Source organism: Priestia taiwanensis, from assembly GCF_014638355.1.
Taxonomy (GTDB): Bacteria; Bacillota; Bacilli; order Bacillales; family Bacillaceae_G; genus Priestia_D; species Priestia_D taiwanensis.
The window spans coordinates 2129490-2153599 of sequence record NZ_BMFK01000001.1 but is presented as its reverse complement, the minus strand read 5'-3'; the positions used below and the strand labels follow the sequence as shown (position 1 = coordinate 2153599).

The 24110-nt window shown below is 38.6% G+C and carries 25 protein-coding genes and 1 other annotated feature; of the genes, 22 read left to right on the top strand and 3 right to left on the bottom strand.

Going from position 1 to position 24110, the window contains the following annotated elements:
- Positions 1-30 precede the first annotated feature (30 nt).
- The 3 genes from IEV41_RS11210 to IEV41_RS11200 are packed head-to-tail and all read left to right on the top strand — an operon-like array spanning position 31 to position 2742.
- The gene (locus tag IEV41_RS11210; RefSeq protein ID WP_188388464.1) at positions 31-648 is read left to right on the top strand and encodes a flavin reductase family protein; all 618 of its coding nucleotides are present in this window, start codon (positions 31-33) and stop codon (positions 646-648) included.
- A gap of 15 nt (positions 649-663) precedes the next feature.
- Complete coding sequence (locus tag IEV41_RS11205; RefSeq protein ID WP_188388463.1) at positions 664-1569, top strand: fumarylacetoacetate hydrolase family protein; 906 nt, start codon at positions 664-666, stop codon at positions 1567-1569.
- Positions 1570-1581: 12 nt separating this feature from the next.
- Positions 1582-2742 (top strand): homogentisate 1,2-dioxygenase, encoded by a 1161-nt coding sequence (locus IEV41_RS11200; protein WP_188388462.1) that lies wholly within the window; start codon positions 1582-1584, stop codon positions 2740-2742.
- An 84-nt stretch (positions 2743-2826) separates the two neighbouring features.
- Here IEV41_RS11200 and IEV41_RS11195 read toward each other — a convergent pair whose 3' ends face one another.
- Entirely contained in the window at positions 2827-3012 is a 186-nt protein-coding gene (locus IEV41_RS11195; protein ID WP_188388461.1) for a YjzD family protein, read from the bottom strand.
- A 260-nt stretch (positions 3013-3272) separates the two neighbouring features.
- Between IEV41_RS11195 and IEV41_RS11190 the strand changes: the two genes are divergently transcribed.
- The 6 genes from IEV41_RS11190 (at position 3273) to IEV41_RS11165 (ending at position 9130) form a co-directional block, all read left to right on the top strand.
- Positions 3273-4007, top strand: coding sequence for a lipase family protein (locus tag IEV41_RS11190; protein ID WP_188388460.1), 735 nt, complete (start codon positions 3273-3275; stop codon positions 4005-4007).
- A 56-nt stretch (positions 4008-4063) separates the two neighbouring features.
- Positions 4064-4834, top strand: a complete 771-nt coding sequence (locus tag IEV41_RS11185; protein ID WP_188388459.1) for a Rossmann-fold NAD(P)-binding domain-containing protein — start codon at positions 4064-4066, stop codon at positions 4832-4834.
- A gap of 71 nt (positions 4835-4905) precedes the next feature.
- Entirely contained in the window at positions 4906-5838 is a 933-nt protein-coding gene (locus tag IEV41_RS11180) for a beta-ketoacyl-ACP synthase III (protein WP_188388458.1), read from the top strand.
- 63 nt (positions 5839-5901) lie between these two features.
- Positions 5902-7140 carry a beta-ketoacyl-ACP synthase II gene (fabF, locus tag IEV41_RS11175; RefSeq protein ID WP_188388457.1) on the top strand — a complete coding sequence of 413 codons (1239 nt, stop codon included), beginning with the start codon at positions 5902-5904 and terminating at the stop codon, positions 7138-7140.
- Positions 7141-7318: 178 nt separating this feature from the next.
- Positions 7319-8119: a DUF2268 domain-containing putative Zn-dependent protease gene (locus tag IEV41_RS11170; RefSeq protein WP_188388456.1), complete on the top strand. Its 801-nt coding sequence runs from the start codon at positions 7319-7321 to the stop codon at positions 8117-8119.
- 258 nt (positions 8120-8377) lie between these two features.
- Complete coding sequence (locus tag IEV41_RS11165) at positions 8378-9130, top strand: YjbA family protein (RefSeq protein WP_188388455.1); 753 nt, start codon at positions 8378-8380, stop codon at positions 9128-9130.
- Positions 9131-9173: 43 nt separating this feature from the next.
- Here IEV41_RS11165 and trpS read toward each other — a convergent pair whose 3' ends face one another.
- Positions 9174-10163: a tryptophan--tRNA ligase gene (gene trpS, locus IEV41_RS11160; RefSeq protein ID WP_188388454.1), complete on the bottom strand. Its 990-nt coding sequence runs from the start codon at positions 10161-10163 to the stop codon at positions 9174-9176.
- A gap of 56 nt (positions 10164-10219) precedes the next feature.
- Positions 10220-10431: a binding site (T-box leader), on the bottom strand.
- 56 nt (positions 10432-10487) lie between these two features.
- Positions 10488-10862, bottom strand: coding sequence for a DUF3899 domain-containing protein (locus tag IEV41_RS11155; RefSeq protein ID WP_188388453.1), 375 nt, complete (start codon positions 10860-10862; stop codon positions 10488-10490).
- A 317-nt stretch (positions 10863-11179) separates the two neighbouring features.
- On the opposite strand from IEV41_RS11155, the gene IEV41_RS11150 reads away from it, so the two are divergent.
- The 13 genes from IEV41_RS11150 to IEV41_RS11090 all read left to right on the top strand — a co-directional run bounded on the left by IEV41_RS11150 (position 11180) and on the right by IEV41_RS11090 (position 24107).
- Positions 11180-12796 carry a peptide ABC transporter substrate-binding protein gene (locus tag IEV41_RS11150; protein WP_188388452.1) on the top strand — a complete coding sequence of 539 codons (1617 nt, stop codon included), beginning with the start codon at positions 11180-11182 and terminating at the stop codon, positions 12794-12796.
- Positions 12797-12893: 97 nt separating this feature from the next.
- A complete protein-coding gene (gene opp3b, locus IEV41_RS11145; RefSeq protein WP_188388451.1) occupies positions 12894-13823 on the top strand; it encodes an oligopeptide ABC transporter permease in 930 nt (309 codons plus the stop codon).
- Positions 13820-14842, top strand: a complete 1023-nt coding sequence (opp3C, locus tag IEV41_RS11140; RefSeq protein ID WP_188388765.1) for an oligopeptide ABC transporter permease — start codon at positions 13820-13822, stop codon at positions 14840-14842. The genes opp3b and opp3C overlap by 4 nt, the downstream gene beginning before the upstream one ends.
- A 19-nt stretch (positions 14843-14861) precedes the next feature.
- Positions 14862-15908 carry an ABC transporter ATP-binding protein gene (locus tag IEV41_RS11135; RefSeq protein ID WP_188388450.1) on the top strand — a complete coding sequence of 349 codons (1047 nt, stop codon included), beginning with the start codon at positions 14862-14864 and terminating at the stop codon, positions 15906-15908.
- Entirely contained in the window at positions 15898-16836 is a 939-nt protein-coding gene (gene oppF, locus IEV41_RS11130) for an ABC transporter ATP-binding protein (RefSeq protein ID WP_188388449.1), read from the top strand. The genes IEV41_RS11135 and oppF overlap by 11 nt, the downstream gene beginning before the upstream one ends.
- 37 nt (positions 16837-16873) lie before the next feature.
- Positions 16874-17014 (top strand): hypothetical protein, encoded by a 141-nt coding sequence (locus tag IEV41_RS11125; protein WP_188388448.1) that lies wholly within the window; start codon positions 16874-16876, stop codon positions 17012-17014.
- Positions 17015-17152: 138 nt separating this feature from the next.
- Complete coding sequence (locus IEV41_RS11120; RefSeq protein WP_188388447.1) at positions 17153-17848, top strand: DUF2711 family protein; 696 nt, start codon at positions 17153-17155, stop codon at positions 17846-17848.
- Between the two features lie 149 nt (positions 17849-17997).
- Complete coding sequence (locus IEV41_RS11115) at positions 17998-18954, top strand: SDR family NAD(P)-dependent oxidoreductase (protein ID WP_188388446.1); 957 nt, start codon at positions 17998-18000, stop codon at positions 18952-18954.
- Between the two features lie 154 nt (positions 18955-19108).
- The gene (locus tag IEV41_RS11110; protein ID WP_188388445.1) at positions 19109-19996 is read left to right on the top strand and encodes a WD40/YVTN/BNR-like repeat-containing protein; all 888 of its coding nucleotides are present in this window, start codon (positions 19109-19111) and stop codon (positions 19994-19996) included.
- Between the two features lie 191 nt (positions 19997-20187).
- Positions 20188-20757, top strand: a complete 570-nt coding sequence (locus IEV41_RS11105; RefSeq protein ID WP_188388444.1) for an AarF/UbiB family protein — start codon at positions 20188-20190, stop codon at positions 20755-20757.
- A 149-nt stretch (positions 20758-20906) separates the two neighbouring features.
- Positions 20907-21563, top strand: coding sequence for a PIG-L deacetylase family protein (locus tag IEV41_RS11100; protein ID WP_188388443.1), 657 nt, complete (start codon positions 20907-20909; stop codon positions 21561-21563).
- Positions 21560-22918: a glycosyltransferase family 4 protein gene (locus tag IEV41_RS11095; RefSeq protein ID WP_188388442.1), complete on the top strand. Its 1359-nt coding sequence runs from the start codon at positions 21560-21562 to the stop codon at positions 22916-22918. Before IEV41_RS11100 ends, IEV41_RS11095 begins: the two co-directional genes overlap by 4 nt.
- Before the next feature lie 13 nt (positions 22919-22931).
- The gene (locus IEV41_RS11090; protein WP_188388441.1) at positions 22932-24107 is read left to right on the top strand and encodes a carboxylate--amine ligase; all 1176 of its coding nucleotides are present in this window, start codon (positions 22932-22934) and stop codon (positions 24105-24107) included.
- Positions 24108-24110: the final 3 nt, after the last annotated feature.

The window sequence follows — 24110 nt, the reverse complement described above, 5'->3', positions numbered from 1 at the left end:
CTTTTTCTTGTGAGAAAGGGATGGATACGAATGAATATTGAACCACATACATTGCCGTGGAAAGATGCATATAAGTTATTAATTGGCTCCGTGTTACCTCGTCCAATTGCCTTTGTATCAACAATTGATGGAGAGGGGAATACAAATGTTGCGCCGTTTAGTTTCTTTACAGGCATTTGTGCGGATCCATTTCTCGTTTGCTTTGCACCAATGGTACGTGGAAGTGATGGAGAGAAGAAAGATACACTTCGGAATATTGAAGAAACGAAAGAGTTTGTTATTAACATTGTTGGAGAGAAAATTGTCACACAAATGAATGAATGTGCGACAGAATTTCCTGCTTCTGTCGATGAATTCGCTGTTGCGAACTTAACGAAAGAAGCAAGTACAAAGGTAAAAGCACCACGTGTTAAAGAATGTGACGTACATTTGGAATGTGTATTGCATGAAGTACTTCATTTCGGTGAGAATGTTGGGGCTGGTAGCCTTGTTATTGGAAAAGTTGTTCTTGTCTCTGTAGGCGATGAATTATATGAAAATGGAAGAATTAATACAGATAAATTACAGCCAATCGGCAGAATGGCTGGCAGTGTATACACGCGTTCTAATACAGATACATTTGTATTAGAACGTAAAAAACAGTTGTAAGAGAGGGTCTTTCTAATGAAATTTGTGACATTTATACGAGCAGACGGTATGGAGCGAGCAGGTTGGTTAGAAGGGAATACAGTCGTTGATATGGAGCTTGCGAGTGAAGGGGCTTTACCAGCAGACTTATTAACCTATATAGAGAAGCAAGAGTATTACGAACAAATACGGCATGGATTACGGGTACCGAGTGAAGCGAGGTTTTTGATAGAGGAAGTGACGTTGGTAGCGCCACTACCGCGACCGCCAAGTATCCGTGACTTTTATGCATTTGAAGAACATGTGAAGAATGCACGTGCACGTCGTGGCTTAAATGTTGTACGAGAGTGGTATGAAGTGCCAGTCTTTTATTTTTCGAATCATCGGGCGGTTGTTGGACCTGAAGCGTATGTTAACAAACCAGCTAATACAGAGAAGCTAGATTATGAATTAGAAATTGCGTGTGTAATTGGAAAAAAGGGACGCAATATTTCAAAGGAAAAGGCAGAGGATTATATATTTGGCTATTGCATTATGAACGACTGGAGTGCAAGAGATATACAGCGTCAAGAAGTAGCTGTAGGTCTAGGTCCGGCAAAAGCAAAAGATTTCGCAACGTCATTCGGACCATATCTCGTAACGAAAAATGAGTTAGAGCCTTACCGATTAGGTGATGTATTTGACTTACAGATGACGGCTAAAGTGAATGGTATTGTGTTGACGGAAGGAAACATGCAGACAATTCATTATAGCTTTGCTAAGATGATTGCGCGTGCTTCTCAAGATGTAACGCTTTATCCAGGTGATGTTATTGGCTCAGGTACAGTTGGTAATGGTTGCTTGCTTGAGTTAGGAGAAGAGGTACATCGCTGGTTGTTACCGGGCGATGTGGTGGAATTGGAGATAACGGGATTAGGAGTGCTGAAGAACATGATTAAATAAGGAGGTACGTTCATGTTTTATCGTCAAATGGGAATGATTCCAAAAAAACGTCACACACAGTTTCGAAAAGAAGATGGGACGTTATTTCGGGAACAAGTAATGGGAACGAAAGGGTTCTCTGGTGTGCAGTCGATCTTATATCACCATCATATGCCAACGGAAATTGCTGAAGCATCTATTTATAAGAAGTGTGCGATTGAATATGAAGAAGACAGTGCGCTTCGTCATCGTCATTTTCGTACCGCAGCGTTTCAAGAAAAAGGCGATGTTGTGCAAGGTAGGCACTATTTATTAGGAAATGATGATCTTCTGATTAGTGTTGTTCATCCGACAGAGCCGATGGATTATTATTATCGAAACGGGGACGCAGATGAAATGTTCTTCGTTCATTATGGCTCAGGTACGTTAGAGACGATGTTTGGGAATATTACGTACCAACAAGGTGACTATGTATATATTCCAATTGGAACGATTTACCGTGTCATACCAAATGAGGGGGAATCGAAGTTTCTTGTTATTGAATCGAATAGCGAAATTACAACACCTCGTCGTTATCGCAACGAATATGGACAGTTACTTGAGCATAGCCCGTTCTGTGAACGAGATTTCCGTACACCGGAAATGCTTGTAAGTCATGAAGAGAAAGGGAAATATACAGTTTTAACGAAATCGCGACAATATTTGCATAAGCACGTCTTCAATCATCATCCATTTGATGTTGTTGGATGGGATGGACACTTATATCCGTGGGCATTCAATATTGCAGACTTCGAACCAATTACTGGACGTATTCATCAGCCACCACCTGTTCATCAGACGTTTGAAGGACATAATTTTGTTATTTGTTCATTTGTACCACGTTTATACGACTATCATCCAGAAGCAATACCTGCACCGTATTATCATAGCAACGTGAACAGTGACGAAGTATTATACTACGTCAAGGGGAATTTCATGAGCCGAAAAGGTGTGGAAATTGGCTCCGTAACGCTACATCCATCAGGTATTCCACATGGACCACATCCAGGGAAAACAGAAGGAAGTATTGGGAAGAAAGAAACGCTTGAACTAGCGGTTATGATCGATACATTCCGTCCGCTCCGTGCTGTAAAAGGAGTATCATTATTAGAGGATGAACAGTACATGTATGGTTGGGTGGAAGGGAAGGCCTAAGCGTGGTTTAACGAAAACCAATCATTGATGAGCGATAAAAAAACAAGAAAAAGGAGTGTCTACAGAGGAGACACTCCTTTTTTCTTAATGATGTTGTTCCACTGGTTCGTTCGGAATAATAGAACTTAGTAGAATAACACCAACTGTAAAGATTACTGTTAATGTGCAAGCTAATTGGAAATCGTAAGCCATACCTTTCATCGCACCTACAACGTATGCGAACATGTTAGATAAAGCGAACGCCCAAAATAGTGTCCAAAAATAACGCATGCTTTTCACCTCTTTATGAGCTATTGAGTAAAACTGTTGTTTTGTCATCGTCTACTTATTAGGACGATGTGCATGCGTCTTAGCATATTTCAGTTAGGAAATATGTTAAGGCACAGTTACCCCTATTGTACCATAGATGGGAAGGGAAATTCATTTGAAAACATCGCCCTTTTTGTCCATGTAGGTGTTCCTTTTATCATAATATGACATATCTTGTATAGGGATATATAAATAACCTTACAAATTAAGGTGTGATGGGAATGGAGATTACAGAAAGATATTTCCTTCAAGATGGACAATGGTGTGTCATTCATTTGCCAGAAAGACCAAGTGGTTTTGGGATATTATTGCTAGGGGATACTCAGCATCATGTCGAGAACAATACGAGCTTTTGGTTACAGCATGTAGGAAGAAAGAAAATACTCGAACGATTGAGAATAACAGGTTACACGATATTCTCTTCTAATTTGAACGGCCGCCATTATGGGAGTGATGAGGCAGTTCGACTAACGAAAAACCTCTATCATATGGTAATGAAAAAAGAAACGCTTAATAAACAAATTCATATTATCGCAGAAGGAATGGGAGCACTCGTTGCATTTGAATTAATGAAAAGTATGCCACAATATATTCGCTCTGTAAGTTTCATTGATCCACTCTTGCAGTTGAAAGATACGATTCAGCGCGAGAAGAAAAATAAATTTTTTTATAAACGATTAGTAAAAGACTTACAGAAAGCATATACATTAGAAGAAGACGATGTCATGCATATGATTGAAGACAAAGGATATGAGCAAGATACCTCTTCGATACCGGTTCAATTATTTCTTTCTACTCATGCGAAGGTAGATGGAAAGAGGCATGCTCGCATATATGAGCAAGTGAGAAGAACACAAGATAAACCAATTATATTGCTTTTCTACGTGCCAGAGCGTAAATATGAATGTAGTACGTCCATTTGTTTGTTCTTGAAAGCATATGAAAAAGAATATTGACGATGCCCTATGGAAGCAACGCAACATAGGGTTTCTTTTTGTAAGGAGGTAGGAGTATGAAAGCTGCATATGTACTCGGAGCATTTTCATTTATTGGGTATGCGATTGTAGAAGAATTATTACGACGTGATATTCAGGTATATGGATATCATCCATCTACCAAATTAACTCCGATGGAAGAGGAGAAATGGCTCCTTATTGGCCGTAATGCAAATTTCGAGTATGTCGATTCGTTAGAAGAGATGAAAGAGGTTGACGTGACATATTGTTGTTTGTATGAACCGAGCAAGCCGTTAGAAGAATGTGAGTTAGCGAGTATAAAAAAAGTAATTGAACAACATGTGTCTGGAAGAACAGTAGTTGTTTCAACAATGCTTACAGAGAAAAAGGAGTTTGTACATTTTAGAGAGTTAGAAGCATATGTGCAACAAGAAATAGAATCATATACAATTATAAAAGTTCCGACTGTATATGGTCCATGGCAGCCGGCGTATATGACATATCATCGCTTATTAGAAGGGCATCCCGTTAGCGATGCATTGTATCCGTTAGAGGTGGATACAGATGTGCTGTATATCGATGATCTTGCAGTGGCAATTGTCACGTTGCAAGAAGAAGGTAGTTTTTACTTTGCATCTGTTCATGAAAATGAGTGGGAAGCGGGAATCCGCATTTTATGTGAGGAACCATTTGTGCATACACAAAGTCCAAAACAAGACGTGAAACAAATAGAGAAACGAACAATTGCACGTTCGTTATCCATCAAAGAAGGATTGCAAAGACAAAGAGAACATATAAATAAATTTCAAGATGTATTTAAGGAATAGACAAATGATTTTTTTTAGTATAAAATTAGTACCAGGTAATAGAGATTGATTATAAAGATGGAGGTTATTCCATGAGCGTAGGTATTTGGGGAATTGGTAGTTATGTACCTGAACGAATTGTAACGAATGAAGATCTTGAGAAGATTTTAGATACATCTGATGAATGGATTAGAACGAGAACAGGTATTCATGAACGTCGCATTGCAGGCGATGATATGAATACGTCACATATGGCTTTAGAAGCTGCAAAAAGAGCAATCAAATCAGCAGGGATTGTGGCAGAAGATATTGAACTTATTTTAGTATCAACTGTTACACCAGATTATGCATTTCCAACTGTGTCATGTATCATTCAAGACCAACTTGGAGCGAAGAATGCAGCAGCAATGGATATTAGTGCAGCATGTGCTGGATTTATGTACGGTATGATAACAGCTCAGCAATTTATCGAAACAGGAGCATATAAAAATGTACTTGTCGTATCAGCAGAAAAGTTATCGAGGATTACGGATTGGGAAGATCGTAACACTGCTGTTCTATTCGGAGACGGTGCAGGAGCGGTTATATTAGGACCTGTAAGTGAAGGAAAAGGAATTCTTTCATTTGAACTAGGCGCAGATGGTAGTGGTGGAAAACATTTATACCAAGATACGCATATTAGAATGAATGGCCGTGAAGTATTCAAGTTTGCAGTTCGTCAAATGGGCGATTCATGTGAAAAAGTAATCGAGAAAGCTGGTTTAGAGAAGAAAGATGTAGACTTCTTAGTACCGCATCAAGCTAATACTCGTATTATGGAAGCTTCTCGTCAGCGACTAGAGTTAGATGAAGATAAGATGAGCGTAACGATTCATAAATACGGCAACACATCAGCTTCTAGTATTCCAATTGCATTGGTAGAAGAGTTAGAGAATGGTAAAATTAAAGATGGCGATGTTGTTGTATTAGTTGGTTTTGGCGGTGGCTTAACATGGGGAGCAGTTGCGCTTCGTTGGGGTAGGTAAGTGAAATAGAAATGTACGGGAAATCTATATAAAATGGTTGAAGTATAGAGGAGGTAACATAATATGCAGAAGAAACGTGTAGTAGTAACTGGTTTAGGTGCTGTGACACCACTTGGAAATAGTGTTCAACAGACATGGGAGAAATTAATTAACGGAGAATCAGGAATTGGGGAATTAACTCGCTTAGATAAAGAGGCATTCCCGGCGAAAGTAGCGGCGGAACTGAAAGACTTTGATGTGGAATCATTTATTGATAAGAAAGAAGCACGTCGTATGGATCGCTTTACACAATATGCGGTAGCAGCTTCGAAAATGGCAGTGGAGCATGCAGGGCTAACAATCAATGAAGAGAATGCAGCACGTGTCGGTGTATGGATTGGTTCGGGAATCGGTGGCATGGGAACGTTAGAGGAGCAATTCACAACGTTAAAAGAAAAGGGAGCACGTCGTGTAAGTCCTTTCTTCATTCCAATGATGATTCCGGATATGGCTTCTGGACAAGTATCGATTATGTTAGGTGCTAAAGGGGTTAACTCTTGCTCGGTAACAGCGTGTGCGTCAGGAGCGAACTCCATTGGTGATGCGTTCAAAGTAATTGAGCGCGGTGATGCAGACGTGATGGTTACAGGGGGAACAGAGGCGCCAATTACACAACTTTCTATCGCAGGATTCTGTTCAGCGAAAGCAGTATCACTGAATCCAGATCCGAAAACAGCATGTCGTCCATTTGATGCGAATCGCGATGGTTTCGTAATGGGTGAAGGTTCTGGAATTGTCGTATTAGAGGAATTGGAGCATGCATTAGCGCGTGGAGCGACAATTTACGCAGAAATTATTGGATATGGTTCAACAGGAGACGCTCATCATATTACAGCACCAGCACCTGGTGGAGAAGGTGGCTCTCGTGCAATGAGCGAAGCAATTCGTGATGCTGGATTACACCCGACAGATATTGACTACGTGAATGCACATGGTACAAGTACAGACTTAAATGATAAGTATGAAACAGCTGCAATTAAAGCTGTGCTTGGTGACCATGCGTACAACGTAGCCATTAGTTCAACGAAATCAATGACAGGTCACTTACTTGGTGCAGCAGGTGCAGTAGAAGCAATCTTCTCTGTTCTTGCCATTCGTGAAGGAATTATTCCACCAACAATTAATTATGAGACACCAGATCCAGATTGTGATTTAGATTATGTGCCGAACGAAGCGAGAAAGCAAGACGTTCGTGTAGTTATGTCTAACTCATTAGGATTTGGTGGACATAACACGACATTAGTATTTAAAAAGTATGAATAAATAGATAGTAGAAGGAAGTTGCTTTATCCAATGGATAGGGCAACTTTTTTTCGTGATGATTTATCGTGTTATTTTATACGTAACGAGTCTCTACATGCAATGATTTCAAGGGGACACTCCCAATTTACATACACGTTCATATAATAGAACAAATGTATACGAGCGTGGAGGGAAGAAGATGGGGATTATTCGAACAGACGCCTTGCTGCTAAAGTATTATGATAAGCCTCTTGAGGTATGTAAGAAGTTGTTACGTTATGTACCATTTTCCGATGAAAAAGAGATGTACACGTATTTGAGGATGCAAGGAATGTATGAGCCTGTTGACCGTGGAAAAGAAAGTGTGAAAGAACTGCAACATAAGCGTCTTTGGTTACAATTACAAGATGAATTTTTATCATTACGTCAATGGTTAAGTGGCCCGGATATTCCGGTATTCATCTTTCCGCTTTATCGACTATTTGCACTTGAAAGGAAAGTAAATAAAAATGGCATTGCGACGAGGAAATCCATCTTTTTATTTGGAGAACCTGATATTTCAATAGAAGAGTGGAAAGCATTGTTAACACATGAATATCATCATGTTGTACGGATTCATGCGCTAGAAGAGAAAGAGAACGATACATTACTTGATTCCATCGTAATGGAGGGGTTAGCAGAGTATGCTGTGTATGAGCGATATGGAGAAGAAGTAAATGCAGACTGGACGAAACTATATACGAAAGAAGAAGCCGGAATGATGTGGAAGAAATTAATGAGGAAGCATCATGAGGTGAAGAAACATACGAAGCAGCATGATTTTCTCTTAAATGGGCTTGGTTTCTATCCATCGATGCTCGGATATAATGTAGGCTATCATATCGTACAGGATGCGGTAGAACATACGAAAGCAACAACGAAAGAATTACTAGGGAAGAGTGCACAAGATATTATGGATGGTGCTGTCTCTTTCTGCCGAATGAGGCGCAGGTTTTTCTAGAAAAAAGGAATACTTTCCGCATATATCGTATATATAGTAAACAATATCTTGTTTCATTTCCGTAACATGGAGAGCATGTATCATACACGCCACTGTAGGTGGAGACTCCTGATGAAAGAATCTATTTGCAGTGACGTGTATATCGATAATTCCTATGTCTTTTGGTGAAGAATCAATATCTTTCCCTAATTGGAATAATTTATCTACCAAGTGAGCATAATGGTAGATACATACCGTTTTGAAGTGAGGGGTAAGAACATGTTGTATCTGCATGATGTATGGGTAAATTGGTTTGAAGGTGAAGAAAACGGATATAATGTTTGTCATTTTTTTGAATGGCGGAAGGAAGATAGTGTGGAGCTTTTAGATCAAGTTCCTGTTGTGAAAGTAGAAACGACTTTGTTTCATTACATCGAGAATGAACTAATGGAACTACCACCTGAGCTCTTACAAGATGTGTATCAAAAAGCGTATGTGCGTAAAAATCATGAACGAATTCAACTAGACTACTGTTTTGTCGTAACGGATGGAAAAGGAATATTAGCGGTAGATTCAATTGGATACAACATTCCAATTCGAAAAAGTCGTCTCATTCCAAGGCAAGAACAGATGGTACATGACATGATGGAGCAATTAGAAGCGAAAGTATATCACTTTCCACACGCTGTCTCGATACAATCGAAAGAACATCATATCTTATCACCGGCACCACAAATGATGAATGGGTTAACGCGTAAAGAAAGACAATTAAAGCAATTATTATTTATGGCATTAGATCAATTATATTCGACAAGACATACACCAGAAATTCGTTATTGGTACACAGAATGGGAACCGTCTTCGTATCGAGAAATTCAAGGGTTAGATTTCGAGGATATATGGAACCGTTTATATGAAGAAACAAAAATAGGTTGGACGGAGAAGCACGGTCAATTTTGTGAGCGGCTTATTAAAGGACAGCCATTCTTCGAGAAATTATGGGAATTAGAAAATGAACAAAAAGTAAATTAAAAGTGAAAATGGTGTCCATTTAGATGGACACCATTTTCTTTTATTAGCGACGTTTGCGGCCAAGGCCCATCGCATTTTCCATTTTGCGGAGCATTTTCATCGCTTGGCGATTTGCTTTCTCTGCACCCTTGTCTAAGATGATATCTAATTCTTCTGAGTTAATTAGTTCTTGGAATCGTTCTTGGATTGGACGTAATCCTTCTACAACTGTTTGTGCTACATCTGATTTGAACTCGCCGTATCCTTTTCCTTCATACATTGCTTCTAATTCCTCAATTGATTTGCCACTGAATGAAGCGTAAATTGTTAGTAAGTTCGAGATACCTGCTTTGTTTTCTTTATCAAACTTTACGATTCCATCTGAGTCTGTAACAGCACTCTTAATTTTCTTTTCAATTTGTTTTGGATCGTCTAATAAGTTAATCATTGATTTCGGATTCGGATCAGATTTACTCATCTTTTTCGTTGGATCTGTTAGTGACATAACGCGAGCACCGAATTTCGGAATGAAGATGTCAGGTACTGTGAAAATATCGTTATAACGCTTGTTGAATCGTTCGGCTAAATCACGTGTTAACTCGATATGCTGCTTTTGATCATCCCCAACAGGTACCACTTCTGTACCATACAGAAGAATATCAGCTGCCATTAATGGTGGATACGTTAATAATCCTGCTGGAATACTTTCATGCTTTTGAGACTTATCTTTGTATTGCGTCATACGCTCTAGCTCACCGATTGACGACACACATTGCATCATCCATCCAGCTTGTGCGTGTGCAGGAACTTCCGATTGAATGAATAATGTTACCTTCTCTGGATCGATTCCTACCGCTAAGTATAATGCCGCTAACGTACGAATGTTTTTACGAAGCTCTAGACGATCTTGTGGAACTGTAATTGCGTGTTGATCCACGATACAGAAGAAACAGTCATTCTCCTCTTGTAACTCAACAAATTGTTTCATTGCCCCTAAGTAATTACCTAACGTAACAACTCCGCTAGGTTGAATACCAGAAAAAATTGTTGCCATATATACTTCCTCCTAAAAAATGTAGTACAATAAAAAAGGCCCATCCATCCCTATATGGTAGGGACGAATGGACCGTGGTGCCACCCTATTTATTTCGCTAAAAAAGCAAAACATCTTAACCCAGTTAACGCTGGAAAACGCTAAAGCCTACTAAAAGTTCGGTTTAGTGCTCGAAAGTCCATTCCATCTTGTTTCAATACTTGTTCTCACCAACCACAAGCTCTCTAGAATTGTTACAAGATGTACTATTCTTTGTCATTGCATAATATATAAGTTACATACGATTATACCAATAGTTGCAATGGAATGCAAAGAGGCCTTCGTCTAAATCATCAAACTAATAATAGTAGTTAGCACACTCAGTATGATTCCACTTACTAAGAAAGGAATGGTGAGAGAATAACGGTTTCGTTCATATAACACATCTTTCAAATCTTGATTGTCTTCTTCAAGCAATTCTACTGGCTTTTTCTTATTTGTTTTTGCAAGTTTCTTCATCCCGTATTTCGTTACGTTAAAGAAACCTTGTCCTACTACAAATAACAGTCCACCTACTATACATGCAAACATCGAAAAGCTAAATAGTGTATTGATATACTTAATCGCAAATGATGTTCCTTCTACAAATGGAGAAAAAACAACTGATAATACGAGAATAGCAATTGATGTAATAATTGTTTTCTTATAATACTTTTCCAATATAACCGAACCCCTTATTTTATTATGTTAGTAAAAAGTTAAAAAATTCTGAAAAATCGAAAGCGTTTTCTTATCGTATATTTTAAAGGAATTAGCAAAGACTTACAATAACTATTGCATTTTTTTACTTTTTATAAATAATTTCGACAAAATTCGAAAAAGGTATTTTCATTTGTCTGAAAATATGTATAATGAGAATTACGAAATGATTTTTCAGAAAATATAGGGAAGTTTTTCAAAAAGAATATTCTGTTTATTTAATCTTTTTGGAAGATTTGTAGATTAATTAGACTAACATTTGTAGGAGGGAATGCAAAATGAAGAAACGATTAGCAATGTTGTTCTCGTTATCATTAATAACTAGCTCATTTTTAGCAGCTTGTAGTTATGGCAACGACTCAGCTGATGCAACAACAGGTGGGAAAAAGGTATTAAATATTGTTGAGCCTTCTGAAATTCCAACAATGGATTCAGGTAAAGCGAAAGACGCAGCTTCTTCGTTACCACTACGTAATACAATGGAAGGTTTATACCGAGTGGGTGAGGGCGATAAGATTGTAGATGGTATGGCAGAGGGTGAGCCTACAGTTAGTCCTGATGGTTTAACGTATACATTCAAAATTCGTGACGCAAAATGGTCAAATGGAGATACAGTAACAGCAAATGACTTCGAATACGCTTGGAAGCGTGCAATTGATCCAGCAACGAAAAGCCAATATTCATTCATCATGTTTGATTTAAAAAATGCAAAGAAAGCAAGCAAAGGTGAAGTTGGTGTTGATCAGGTTGGTGTAAAAGCACTTGACGAGAAAACGTTAGAAATACAATTAGAAAAACCAGTTCCATATTTCAAAAACTTATTAACGTTCTATACATTCTTGCCAGTGAACAAGAAAGCAGTAGAAGAGCACGGTGATAAATATGGAACAACAGCAGATACACTTGTATTTAACGGACCGTTCACGATGAGCGAATGGAAAACAACAAGTTACAAGTTAGTTAAGAATGACACTTACTGGGATAAAGATGTTGTGAAGTTAGACGAAGTCAACACACAAATTATCAAGGAAGTATCAACAGCAGTAAACTTATATGAAACAAATGAATTAGACTTTGCTCGTTTAACATCTGAGCATGTAGCAAATTATAAAGAACATGCAGAATTCGCAGTGAGACAAGATCCATCAGTATTCTACTTACGATTCAATCAAAAGAATGATGTATTAAAAAATGAGAAAGCGCGTAAAGCAATTGATTTATCATACAACAAACAAGGTATTGCAGAAACAATCTTAAATAACGGTTCTGTACCAGCAAAGTTCTTTGTACCACAAAACTTTGCGAAAGATGAAAACGGCAAAGATTTCCGTAGTTTAAATGGAGATTTATGGACAGGCACAACAGAAGATGCAAAGAAATTATGGGCAGAAGCAAAGAAAGAGCTTGGCAAAGATACTATGAAACTTGAGTTCTTAACATCTGACACAGAGTCTGCGAAAAAAATTGCTGAGTTCATTAAAGGTGACTTAGAGAAGAATTTAGCAGGTTTAACGGTGGATATTAAACAAGTTCCGTTCAAACAGAAGTTAGATTTAGAAGCAAAATCAGATTATCAAATGACAATGGTGGGTTGGGGACCAGATTACCAAGATCCAATGACATTCTTAGATATGTTCGTTAAAGGCCATACACAAAATAACTTTAACTATGACAACCCTGCGTATGATGAGTTAATTAAGAAAGCGCAAAACTCAAACGATAATGCAGAGAGATGGGCTGCAATGGCAGAGGCAGAGAAAATGTTAGATGCAGAAGCAGTCATTTCACCAATCTATCAACGTTCAACAGCATACATTTTAAAAGACAAAGTAAAAAATCTATACATGCATGCTGTTGGTGGAGAATTCAGTTACAAGTGGGTTGACCTTAAATAGTAATGGTTGAAACAAAGAGTATATGCACAGTAGTTTGCATGTACTCTTTGTCTATAAGAATTGATTAATAAAGAGAGAGTTGAAGGGGGGAATTATTGTGGGACGTTATGTACTACAACGATTAGGTTACATGGTTATCACGTTGTTCTTAATAGCAACGTTGACGTTCTTCTTAATGAAATTATTACCGGGTTCACCGTTTGCGAATCAAGAGAAATTAACGCCGGAGCAGAAACAAATTTTAATGGCGGAGTATGGATTAGACAAATCATTGCCAGAACAGTATTTGAAATATATGGGTAATTTAGTGCAAGGTGATTTAGGGGTATCATTTATGTATGATAACCGTGAAGTAACAGATATGATTAGTGAGCGTATGGGTCCTTCTGCACATTTAGGACTGCAAGCGTTAGTTGTGGGGACTGTATTAGGACTATTATTAGGAATTGTGTCAGCACTGCGTCATAATACGTGGTTAGACTACGGAGCTACAATCTTCTCGACAATCGGTATTTCTGTACCATCGTTCGTATTCGGGGCATTGTTATCATATTATATCGGGGTAAAAGCAGGATGGTTACCAGTAGCGTTATGGAAAGGGCCTGAATATACAATCTTACCAACAATTGCATTATCGGTATCTGTTATTTCACAAGTGGCTCGTTTCACACGTTCAGAATTATTAGAAGTAATGAGTTCTGATTATATTTTAACAGCGAAAGCAAAAGGAATTAGTAAACCAGTTATCGTAGTAAAGCATGCACTTCGTAATGCATTAATTCCAGTTGTAACGATTTTAGGACCGATTGCAGTTGGTTTATTAACAGGATCACTCGTTATTGAGAAAATCTTCGCTGTTCCTGGTATTGGAGATCAATTCGTAACAGCTATTACAACGAACGATTATACAGTTATTATGGGATTAACAATCTTCTTTAGTTTCTTATTAATCTTTGTTATCTTCCTTGTGGATTTATTATATGGAATCATTGATCCACGTATTCGTTTAGCGGGAGGTAAAAAATAATGAAACAAATAGCGAACAAAGAACTATCAAAAGATCTCTTCGAAGTAGTGAATAATGGTGTTGGACAGAATGAAGTAATTGCACGTCCAAGCTTAACATATTGGCAAGATGTAAAACGCCGCTTATTTAAGAATAAAGGGGCAACTGTTGGGTTAATTATTGTTATTATTTTAGCGTTATTAGCTATTTTTGGCCCATACATGACTGGCCATAACTCTGCTGATCAAGATTTAAGCCGTGCAAAAGTACCACCGAAAATTCCTGTGTTAGAAAATGTATCGTTTTTACCATTCAATGGATTAGATAAGGATGGAAAAGATGTATATGCTGCAAAGGGGATTACAGAATATTTTTGGTTTGGTACAGATGATTTAGGTCGCGATTTATGGACAAGAACGTGGGAAGGTACACGTGTATCGTTAGCAATCGCTCTTCTTGCTGCAGCTGTTGATATGTTTATTGGGGTAGCATACGGTGGTATTTCTGGTTTCTACGGTGGTAGAACAGATACTATTATGCAACGTATTGCGGAAGTTTTAGCTGGTATTCCATTCTTAATTGTAGTTATCCTATTCATCTTAGTATTCGAACCTGGTATTCTAACAATTGCGTTAGCGATGGTTATTACCGGATGGATTAGTATGTCTCGTATCGTACGTGGTCAAGTATTGAAATTAAAGAGCCAAGAGTATGTACTTGCTTCTCGTACGTTAGGTGCTAGTAACACACGATTAATTACGAAACACCTAGTGCCGAACGTATTAGGACCAATTATTATTATGACGATGTTTACAATTCCAAGTGCTATCTTCACAGAAGCATTCTTGAGCTATATCGGTTTAGGATTAAAAGCACCACTTGCATCGTTAGGTACGCTTGTGAGTGATGGACAAAAAGCATTACAAACAAATCCGTATATGCTGTTCATCCCAGCAACAGTAATCAGTTTATTAATTTTAAGTTTCAACTTATTAGCAGATGGATTACGTGATGCATTAGATCCGAAGATGCGTAAGTAGAAGGAGAGGAGAAGAGAACATGAGCAAATTATTAGAAGTGAAGGATTTGTGTGTCTCTTTTGATACGCATGCAGGAGAAGTTCAAGCTGTGCGTGGTGTTAGTTTTGATTTGAAAAAGGGCGAAACATTAGCGATTGTAGGGGAGTCAGGTTCAGGTAAGTCTGTTACATCGAAAGCGTTAATGGGCTTAATTCCAAATCCTCCAGGGCGTATTAAGCAGGGCGAAATTTTATTCGAAGGCAAAGATTTAACGAAAATGACAGAAAAAGCGTTACAAGGTGTACGTGGGAAAGATATCGCGATGATTTTCCAAGATCCAATGACATCGTTAAACCCAACGATGACAATTGGTAATCAAATAATGGAAGGTCTTATTAAACACCAAAATATGCCGAGGTCAGAAGCTCGTGCAAAAGCAGTTGAGTTACTGGATTTAGTAGGTATTATCAATCCGGAAGTGCGTCTGAAACAATATCCACATCAATTTTCTGGTGGGATGAGACAACGTGTTGTTATTGCGATGGCACTAGCATGTAATCCGAAATTATTAATTGCCGATGAGCCAACAACAGCGCTAGATGTAACGATCCAAGCACAGATCTTGGAGTTAATGAAAGATATTCAGAAGAAGACGGATGCGGCAATTATCTTCATTACGCATGATCTCGGTGTAGTAGCGAATGTTGCAGACCGTGTAGCGGTAATGTATGCAGGGAAGATAGTAGAAATTGGTACGACAGATGATATTTTCTACAATCCGAAGCATCCATATACATGGGGATTATTAGCATCGATGCCAAGCTTAGAGAGTGAAGAAGCGGAGTTAATTGCAATCCCAGGTTCGCCGCCGGACTTATTAAAGCCACCACAAGGAGATGCATTTGCAGCACGTAATCCACGTGCATTAAAGATTGATTTTGAAATGGAACCGCCGATGTTTAAGGTGAGTGATACACATTATGCAGCAACATGGTTACTGCATGAAAATGCACCTCCAATGGATCCGCCAGAAGTGGTGCAAAACCGTATTCGTCAAATGAAAGAAGGTGCTAACCATGGCAGCTAAGAAAGAGAAGTTAATTGAAATCAAAAACTTAAAGCAATATTTCGACGTTGGTCGTGGTGAAGTCGTAAAGGCAATTGACGATGTAACGTTTGATATTTACAAAGGTGAGACGTTCGGATTAGTTGGTGAGTCTGGTTCAGGTAAATCGACGACAGGAAGAACAATTATCCGTTTATACGATGCAACATCTGGAGAAGTACGCTTCGAAGGAGATAACGTACACGGTAAGAAATCAAAAGCAGAGTTAAAGAAATTTAACCGTAAAATGCAGATGATCTTCCAAGATCCGTATGCGTGTCTAAATCCACGTATGACGGTTGCTGATATTATCGCAGAAGGTATCGATATTCATGGCTTAGCGAAAAACGGCAAAGAGCGTATGGAAAAAGTATACGAACTACTTGAAACAGTAGGTCTGAATAGAGAACACGCAAACCGTTATCCACACGAATTCAGTGGTGGGCAACGTCAACGTATCGGTATCGCTCGTGCTCTAGCTGTAGATCCGGAGTTCATCATTGCCGATGAGCCAATCTCAGCACTAGATGTATCGATCCAAGCGCAAGTTGTTAACTTATTAAAAAAGTTACAACAAGAAAAAGGCTTAACGTACTTATTCATTGCCCATGATTTATCAATGGTTAAGTATATTAGTGACCGTATTGGTGTAATGTACCGTGGACGAATCGTAGAATTAGCGAGTAGTGAAGACTTATATGAGCGTCCAATGCATCCATATACAAAGTCATTACTATCAGCAATTCCGCTTCCAGACCCAGCATATGAGCGCAACCGTAAACGTATCGTTTATGATGCATCAGAGCATAACTATGGAACGGAAGAGCCAGTGTTACGCGAAATCCGTCCAGACCACTGGGTACTATGCTCAGAGGCAGAGTACAAAACATATAAAGGAATGTACGAGTAAGAATGGAAAAACCGCCTAGTGGATAGGCGGTTTTTTATTGTATGTTGGGTTTATCAGTGTAAACAAGCTTTTAATCATTGCGAATCGAGAAGGAATTGTGGCAAATGGAAAAATAATCGTCGAGAGCCGAGAAGAAATCATTGTGAATTCGCAATCATTATGTGAAAAAGAGGATTAATCGCCACTAGAAAGAACTAATCTAATAGCGGATAATAAGTAAAAATAATGCAATGATTTTCGATCTAGTGAAATGTCGCTTCATCACTATTTCTCTTTACATTCGTTCATTGTAAGTAATAGAAAAGGGGGAGTATACGTGAACGAGATTGTAAAAAAGTTAAGGTTCGGTGGAGAAGGACCAGTGTTGAGTTGGCTACCAGAAGGGTTCCAATCAGCTGTTTTTTTGCTACCGCCTTTCATTCAAATGCCTTCAAACTGGGATATTAACATGTATAATCACCTACCAACACGAACAGGACGGTGGGATAGAATTAATGAAGACATGTTGCAATATGGCCAACGTTTGTCGTGGAAACAAGTGATGAAAGATAGTGAGATTCATAGCGAAAAAGAACTTCTCCTTGCACTTTTATCATCGGGTGGTATGTTACATCCAACAATGCGTAGGTTAGACTTGTTAGAGAAAATGCAAGCGAACTTAAAGGACAATTGTTATCCACCAGACGAAGATATTATCTCTATTTCATTGCTTCCAGATGTTATTAATCTCCTTAGATCGAAAGGGACAAAGAGGCTATACCACGTTGATCCAATTTCAGAGGAAGACGGTTTCTTAGATGCTGAAACGGTTACCCCTAAGCAAATATGGAATTTAACGCGTGGAGAATTATTTATTATGGATGAAGAGATGAACTTTGTGGTTGGAAGTATGTTTGACTCCTTTACGCCTATGCTTTATACAAAAGAAGCGAATATCGAACCATGTATTCGAGTAATGAATGTTGAGGCGGTTATATGTGATGAACATACAACAATTGACTGGTTTAGATAAGAGGGGGATTTCCACTACGGAGATTCTTCTTTTTTTGCGTGGATGTCCATTAGTAAAAAGAGTTATTATTTATCTCCTTTGAAAATATACTGTAAATGTTTATACATGCACGTAATATGCCCTTATTTATAATCAAGGGGGGAATGTAAATGAAAGAAACGATCTTAGTAACTGGTGGTGCTGGCTTCATCGGTTCGCATATATGTGAACGGTACGCAAAAGACGGGCATACCGTTATTATTGTTGATGATTTATCCTCTGGTGGTCATGACAATATGGAATCATTTATTAAGCGTGATAACGTGTATTTCTATGAAGTGAATATTATGGATAAAGGTGCTTTGCGGACCATTTTTGAGAAGCGTCGTCCGACGGTTATTAATCATCATGCTGCGCAAAAATCTGTTCCATACTCTGTAGAAAATCCTCTTTTTGATATTGAGATTAATATGACAGGTCTACTTCATCTCATTACGCTAGTGGAAGAATTCCCAATTAAAAATTTCATTTACGTATCTTCAGGTGGGGCGCTATCGAAAGAAATTACTAGTAATGAACAATCTATTGAGACAGATACTCCTCAGTTTGCTTCTCCTTATTCCATTACGAAATTTGCAGGTGAACAGTATATACGATTGTATAGTAAGTTATTTAAGTTTGATTTTGCAATTCTTCGGTATGCGAATGTTTATGGGCCACGGCAAGTATCGGAAGGAGAAAGTGGCGTTATCCCAATTTTCGTCAACAACATTTTGGCAGGGCGAGAATCAAAGCTAATGACGTATCCAGACATGCCGCGTGGATGTACACGAGACTATGTGTATGTCTCTGATATTGTTGAAGCGAATGTGCTGTGCTTAGAGAAGAAGGTGAATGACAGTGTCAATCTCTCGTCTAGTACAGAGGCGCCGATATTAGATATTTATGAAGTCGTTCAAGATGTATTTCAATCGTCCTTAATGATTCATATAAAAGGTCCACGAGCCGGAGATGTAAAACGTTCTGTATTATGCAATAAACGAGCGAAAGACGTACTTGGATGGGAACCGAAAGTACAACTACGAGAAGGGGTAGAAGCTTTGCGAAACTATATATTGCACATTTAGTTACAGCTGCCTCTCTTTTAGTGAAAGAAAGAGAGAGGCAGGAAATTTGCTGAAATAGGAGGAATTATATAAGAGAGATATAATGGGCATGGGCAATTAGCTATTTCTTGGGCAGGGGAATATAGCGGAACTGTATACAGAATGGAGGATTTGTGTGAAATCACTATTCAGCGCAACTGCCGTAACGAGATTGCAAGATGGACGATTCATCTTAGCAACGACACATCAAGGATTGTTTCTTCGAGAACAAAATACGTGGAAGTGTTTATTAACAGGGTTCACGAAACGAATACGAGATTTACATAGTGATGGTAAGATTATTTATGGTGTTGGAGATGAAGGGATTTTCATTCGTAGTATGGATGGCGGAGAAAGTTGGGATGTTCAGCGGTTTCCGACGAAAGCATCTAGCTGGAATGTGTGTAGTGACGGAGAAGGGCTTGTTATTGCACACGGTGACAAAGTGATATATATGTCACACAACTTCGGTTTAACGTGGAAAGTGGTGCGTCCATTTGTACATGTCGGTGTACATGCACCGTCGATCCGCTCCCTTTTTCTACATAGAAATCAGTTGTTTATCGGAACGAAGATTCATCCCGTATATGGTGGAGTTTGGGTCTTACAAGTAGAGACTGGAGAGATACGGTGTATTAAGAAAGAGCGCGATAAGATGGTTTCAGCGATAACCGTCTCGAATGGCTATATCGTTGTAGGAAGTGGAGCTTGTCGAGGAAAGAGCGGGAATATTTCTTTTTGTCGTTTAGGTGAGATATACAACCAACAGAATATACAATGGCGTACATGTCGAAGTGAAGAACAGGAAAATAGTTATTTAGATTTAAGAGGAGACGGAGAAGCTCTTTATACGACTTCAACGCAAAATGAGAAGGGGATTAGTACTGTCTCTCGTATTTGTCTTGAAGAAGAAAGAATAGCAACATGTGGATTGATACAAGGTCATGGCTGGCGGATGGCAATTGAAAAGGATGCCTATTTCATCGCTGGTTCTACACAATCTATTTCTTCTTCTTTCTTTTAAGAGAGATATGATTGGGTGGAAGTGTATATAAGAGAAATAGAATAGAGAGAAAAAAGGCAGTGAGGTATAAACTCACTGTTTTTTTTTGTGGTTGTATCAAAAAATAGATGGTGTTGTCCGTTTCATCTGTCCGTTGTCCAACATAAAATGTCGAGTAGTGTCATAGATAGGGAGAAGAAAGGAGCAGGAACGTGAAATATTTTGAGACATCAAAAATAAGCAGACGTGATGTAAAGCAATACCCACTCATTGGAGATGGAAAAGATGGAGAGGTATATCAATTAGAAACTAACATATGTGTGAAATATTTCTTCCTCGAAGAAACGCAACGAAAAGAATTAGAAGCAATGCAAGCTGGACAATCGTCGAAAGTGATTCCGAAGTTATATGAGTATGGTACGAACTATATCGTGATGGAGTATGTACACGGAGTTTCGCTTGCTCGTCATTTAAAGAATGAAAGAAATATCAGTCCAGAGCTAACGGCCAAAATAGTAACGATGTTAAATGAGCTGAGAAGAATTGGTTTTAAGCGATTAGACACGGAAGTACGTCATGTTTTGATAAGTAATGATGGGCAGTTAAAAGTAATTGATCATAAGAGGGCATTTAGTTCTTATAACGAGGCACCAACGAAATTAATGACAGGTATGAAAAAGTTAGGCGTGATGGATAAATTTTTAGATCACGTTAAAAGCATTGACTCATCAGCATATGACAGCTGGTCAAGCAGACGTATCAAACGGAAGAAAAAGAAATAATACATGTCTTAGCGAATGAATTTGCTATTTTTATGCTCCTCTCGTCGAGGATGAAAATATACTAATTAATATATGAAGGTATCCGCTAATGACGGTTGCTTTTTACACCGTATATCATAGATTGTCTAGTACAAGGGGTGAAAATCATCATGACAGAGAGAGTTTTAGTTATTGGCGCTCATCCTGACGATGAGTTATTAGGAGCCGGAGGGACATTACGAAGATTAGTAGAAGAAGGACATGAAGTCGTTTCGGTTATTACAGCTTTAGGGAGAAAAGAAGAAGTACATCATATGCAGAAATTTAGTGAGCGTGCGAATAAAGTAATTGGAATCAATGAGGTTATCTTTCTAAAGCATGCGAATTTAGAATTAGAGTTAATTCCGCTTCATGAATTAACGAAAGAGATAGAGGAATTAATTGAAACGTATAAACCAAGCAAAATTTTTACGCATCATTACGGAGATTTAAATAGTGATCATCTCGTTACGTTTCAAGCAGTTCTAACAGCGACAAGGCCATTACCAGGTCGTGATCCAATTGAGCTTATTACGTTTGAAACGGTGTCTTCTAGCGAGTGGAACGTGGCGACGCCAGAAAAAGTATTTAAGCCGAATTATTTTGTCAATGTGACGAATCAAATGGATAAGAAGATTGAGGCACTGAAGCATTATGAAGTGGAAATGAGAGATTTTCCTCATCCTCGTTCATACGAAGGAGTTCGTCATTTAGGAAATGTAAGAGGCATGACAATTGGCGTACCGTATGCAGAAGCATTTGAAATTGTAAGGAGGATATGGAAATGAAGCTAGATGGCCAATTTCCATATCCACATATTGTCGAAGCGTTAGATGGATATTACAAAGGTTCAGGACGAAAAGAGAAAAAAGACAAGAAAGAAAAGAAAGAGAAAAAAGAAAAAAAGAAGAAAGAAAAGGAAAAGAGTACCAGTGAAGTACATGTTGAAAAGCCAGAAGCGCCTAGAACGATGTCCAATAGGCGGTTATCCATTTTAATTACGACATTTTGGGACTACCCTCACACAGGAGGGTTATCAAATTATATTAAAACGTTAAGTGAAGGGTTACGACGAATGGGGCATCGTGTTGATGTTGTTGCACCGAATCAATTCCCTGCCCGTGAAGTGAATTGGTTACGTGATGAGTGTGTTCCGTCATTACGCTCTTTCTTCAGCGAACGTTATGGCAGTTATAACAGTAAAATTTTGAGGAATCAACGCTATTTATATGTGTATGAACAAATGCTTCGCAAATACATTAATTTACGAAAATATGATGTGTTTCATGCACAGGATTTGTTTACAGCGAACATATTAGGAAGATTGAATGAAGAATACAAAAAACCACTTTTCTTCACCAATCACGGAATGTTTACATTTAATAGAGTGAAATTCGATATTTTCAAGAAAGATTCTTTAGAAGAAGCATACTACAAATCCATTGAGCAAAAAGCGATTTCCTATGCGAATCATCTCGTTATTTTGAGTGATGTATTTCGCACACCACTTATGCAATTAGGGGCAAAAGATGCAGATATGACAACGGTACTGACAGGGATTGAGTATGGGATGCCTTCGTATCGAACAAGTAAAGAACAATCAAAGAAATTTGTCATTGTATGTGTCGCTCGTCTCGGTCCACGAAAAGGACATAATCTGTTGTTGGATGCGATTACGCAGTTACCGAAAAGTATGAGGGATAATTTAGAAGTGTTAATTGTAGGAGACGGTGAGATGCGAGAAGCGCTTGAGAAACAGAAGCGCTCTCTAGGCTTATCGATGGTGGAATTTCTAGGAACGAGGGATGATGTTCCGTACTTATTAAGTAAGGCGGATGTATTCGTACTACCAACGTTAAATGATAGTTTGCCAGTTTCTATTATTGAAGCGATGCATAGTGGTGTATGTGTTATTTCTACATCAGTAGGTGGGATACCGGAACTTGTGAAGCATGGTAAGACAGGTATTCTCATTGATTCAGGTGATGCGAAGAAATTGGCAGGTGCACTGAAATTTACGATGACGAATCATGAAGCGCGAGAGAAATTAGCGGACAATGGTAAAAAGTTTGCGCGAACGCATTTGACGAGAGAAGCGATGATTAGTCATGTCACGGCGATTTATCAGAGATATGTAAGATGAGAGGGGGGATTCGATGGATCATCGATATCCAGCAGTTGTACTTGATTTAAGTGCGAACGGGGTAGGAATTATTCGTAGTCTTGCACGGCGAGGAATTGATGTGTACGCGTTTGATACAGAAAAGCCGTATCGAATCGGAAAGTCACGCCTTGCAACGTGTGGGATATGTCCTAGTCCATTAACAGAAGAAGAAGCATTATTAACATTCTTACTTAATTTAGGAAAGAGTTTTGAGAGAAAAGCAGTCTTATGTACCGGAGCAGATGATTATGTTGTGTTCGTTTCGAAATATCGTAATGAACTAGCAGACTACTACTTATTTCTATTACCAGAACATGAATTAATAGAGGCGGTATTAGATAAATATACGATGCATGAATTAGCCACAATGCACAACATTCCGTGTCCGAAGACATATATCATTAAAGAGCAAGCACAATTAGAAGAGGCACTACCTCATATGGAATATCCGTGTATTTTGAAACCGACGCTCGGTCATGAATTTCGGAAGAAGATTAACAAGAAAGCAATCGTACTTCAAAATGAATCAGAGTTGCGAGAAGGATATGAGGCGTATCGGCAATACGGTACGCTCATTTTGCAAGAGATTATTCCTGGTGACAACCAATGCTTTTACAAAGTTGCGACGTTATACGATGAGAACATGAATTTGTTAGCGTTGTTTTCGCTTCAAAAAAACCACCAGTTTCCTGCTGAGTTTGGCACAGGTGCGCACATTGTTAGTAAAACACTTCCGGATTTAATTGAGCTAAGTGTTCCACTCTTCGAGAAGTTGGGGTTAACAGGAATTGGGATGATTGAATGGAAGAAAGATCCGCGTGACGGTATCTATAAGTTTATCGAAATTAATCCGCGCTTTTGGTTAACGCATAGTTTGACAGGGGCAGCAGGTGTTGACTTTGCATATATCTATTATTTGTACGTAACAAACCAAAACCCGGCACCACAGTTAACGCACGAGGACGGTGTGAAATGGATTTATCTCGTCCGCTATTATTTAACATTCCGTCATAAGAAACGAGCAGGTGAAATGACGTGGAAAGATTTCTTCGCGGGCTTACGCGGGAAAAAGGAATTCGCGCTATTGGCATGGGATGACCTTATGCCTTTTCTACGGAGCACATGGTCACATTTGAGGAATGTTTGGAAACGAAAACGAAAGGGATGAATA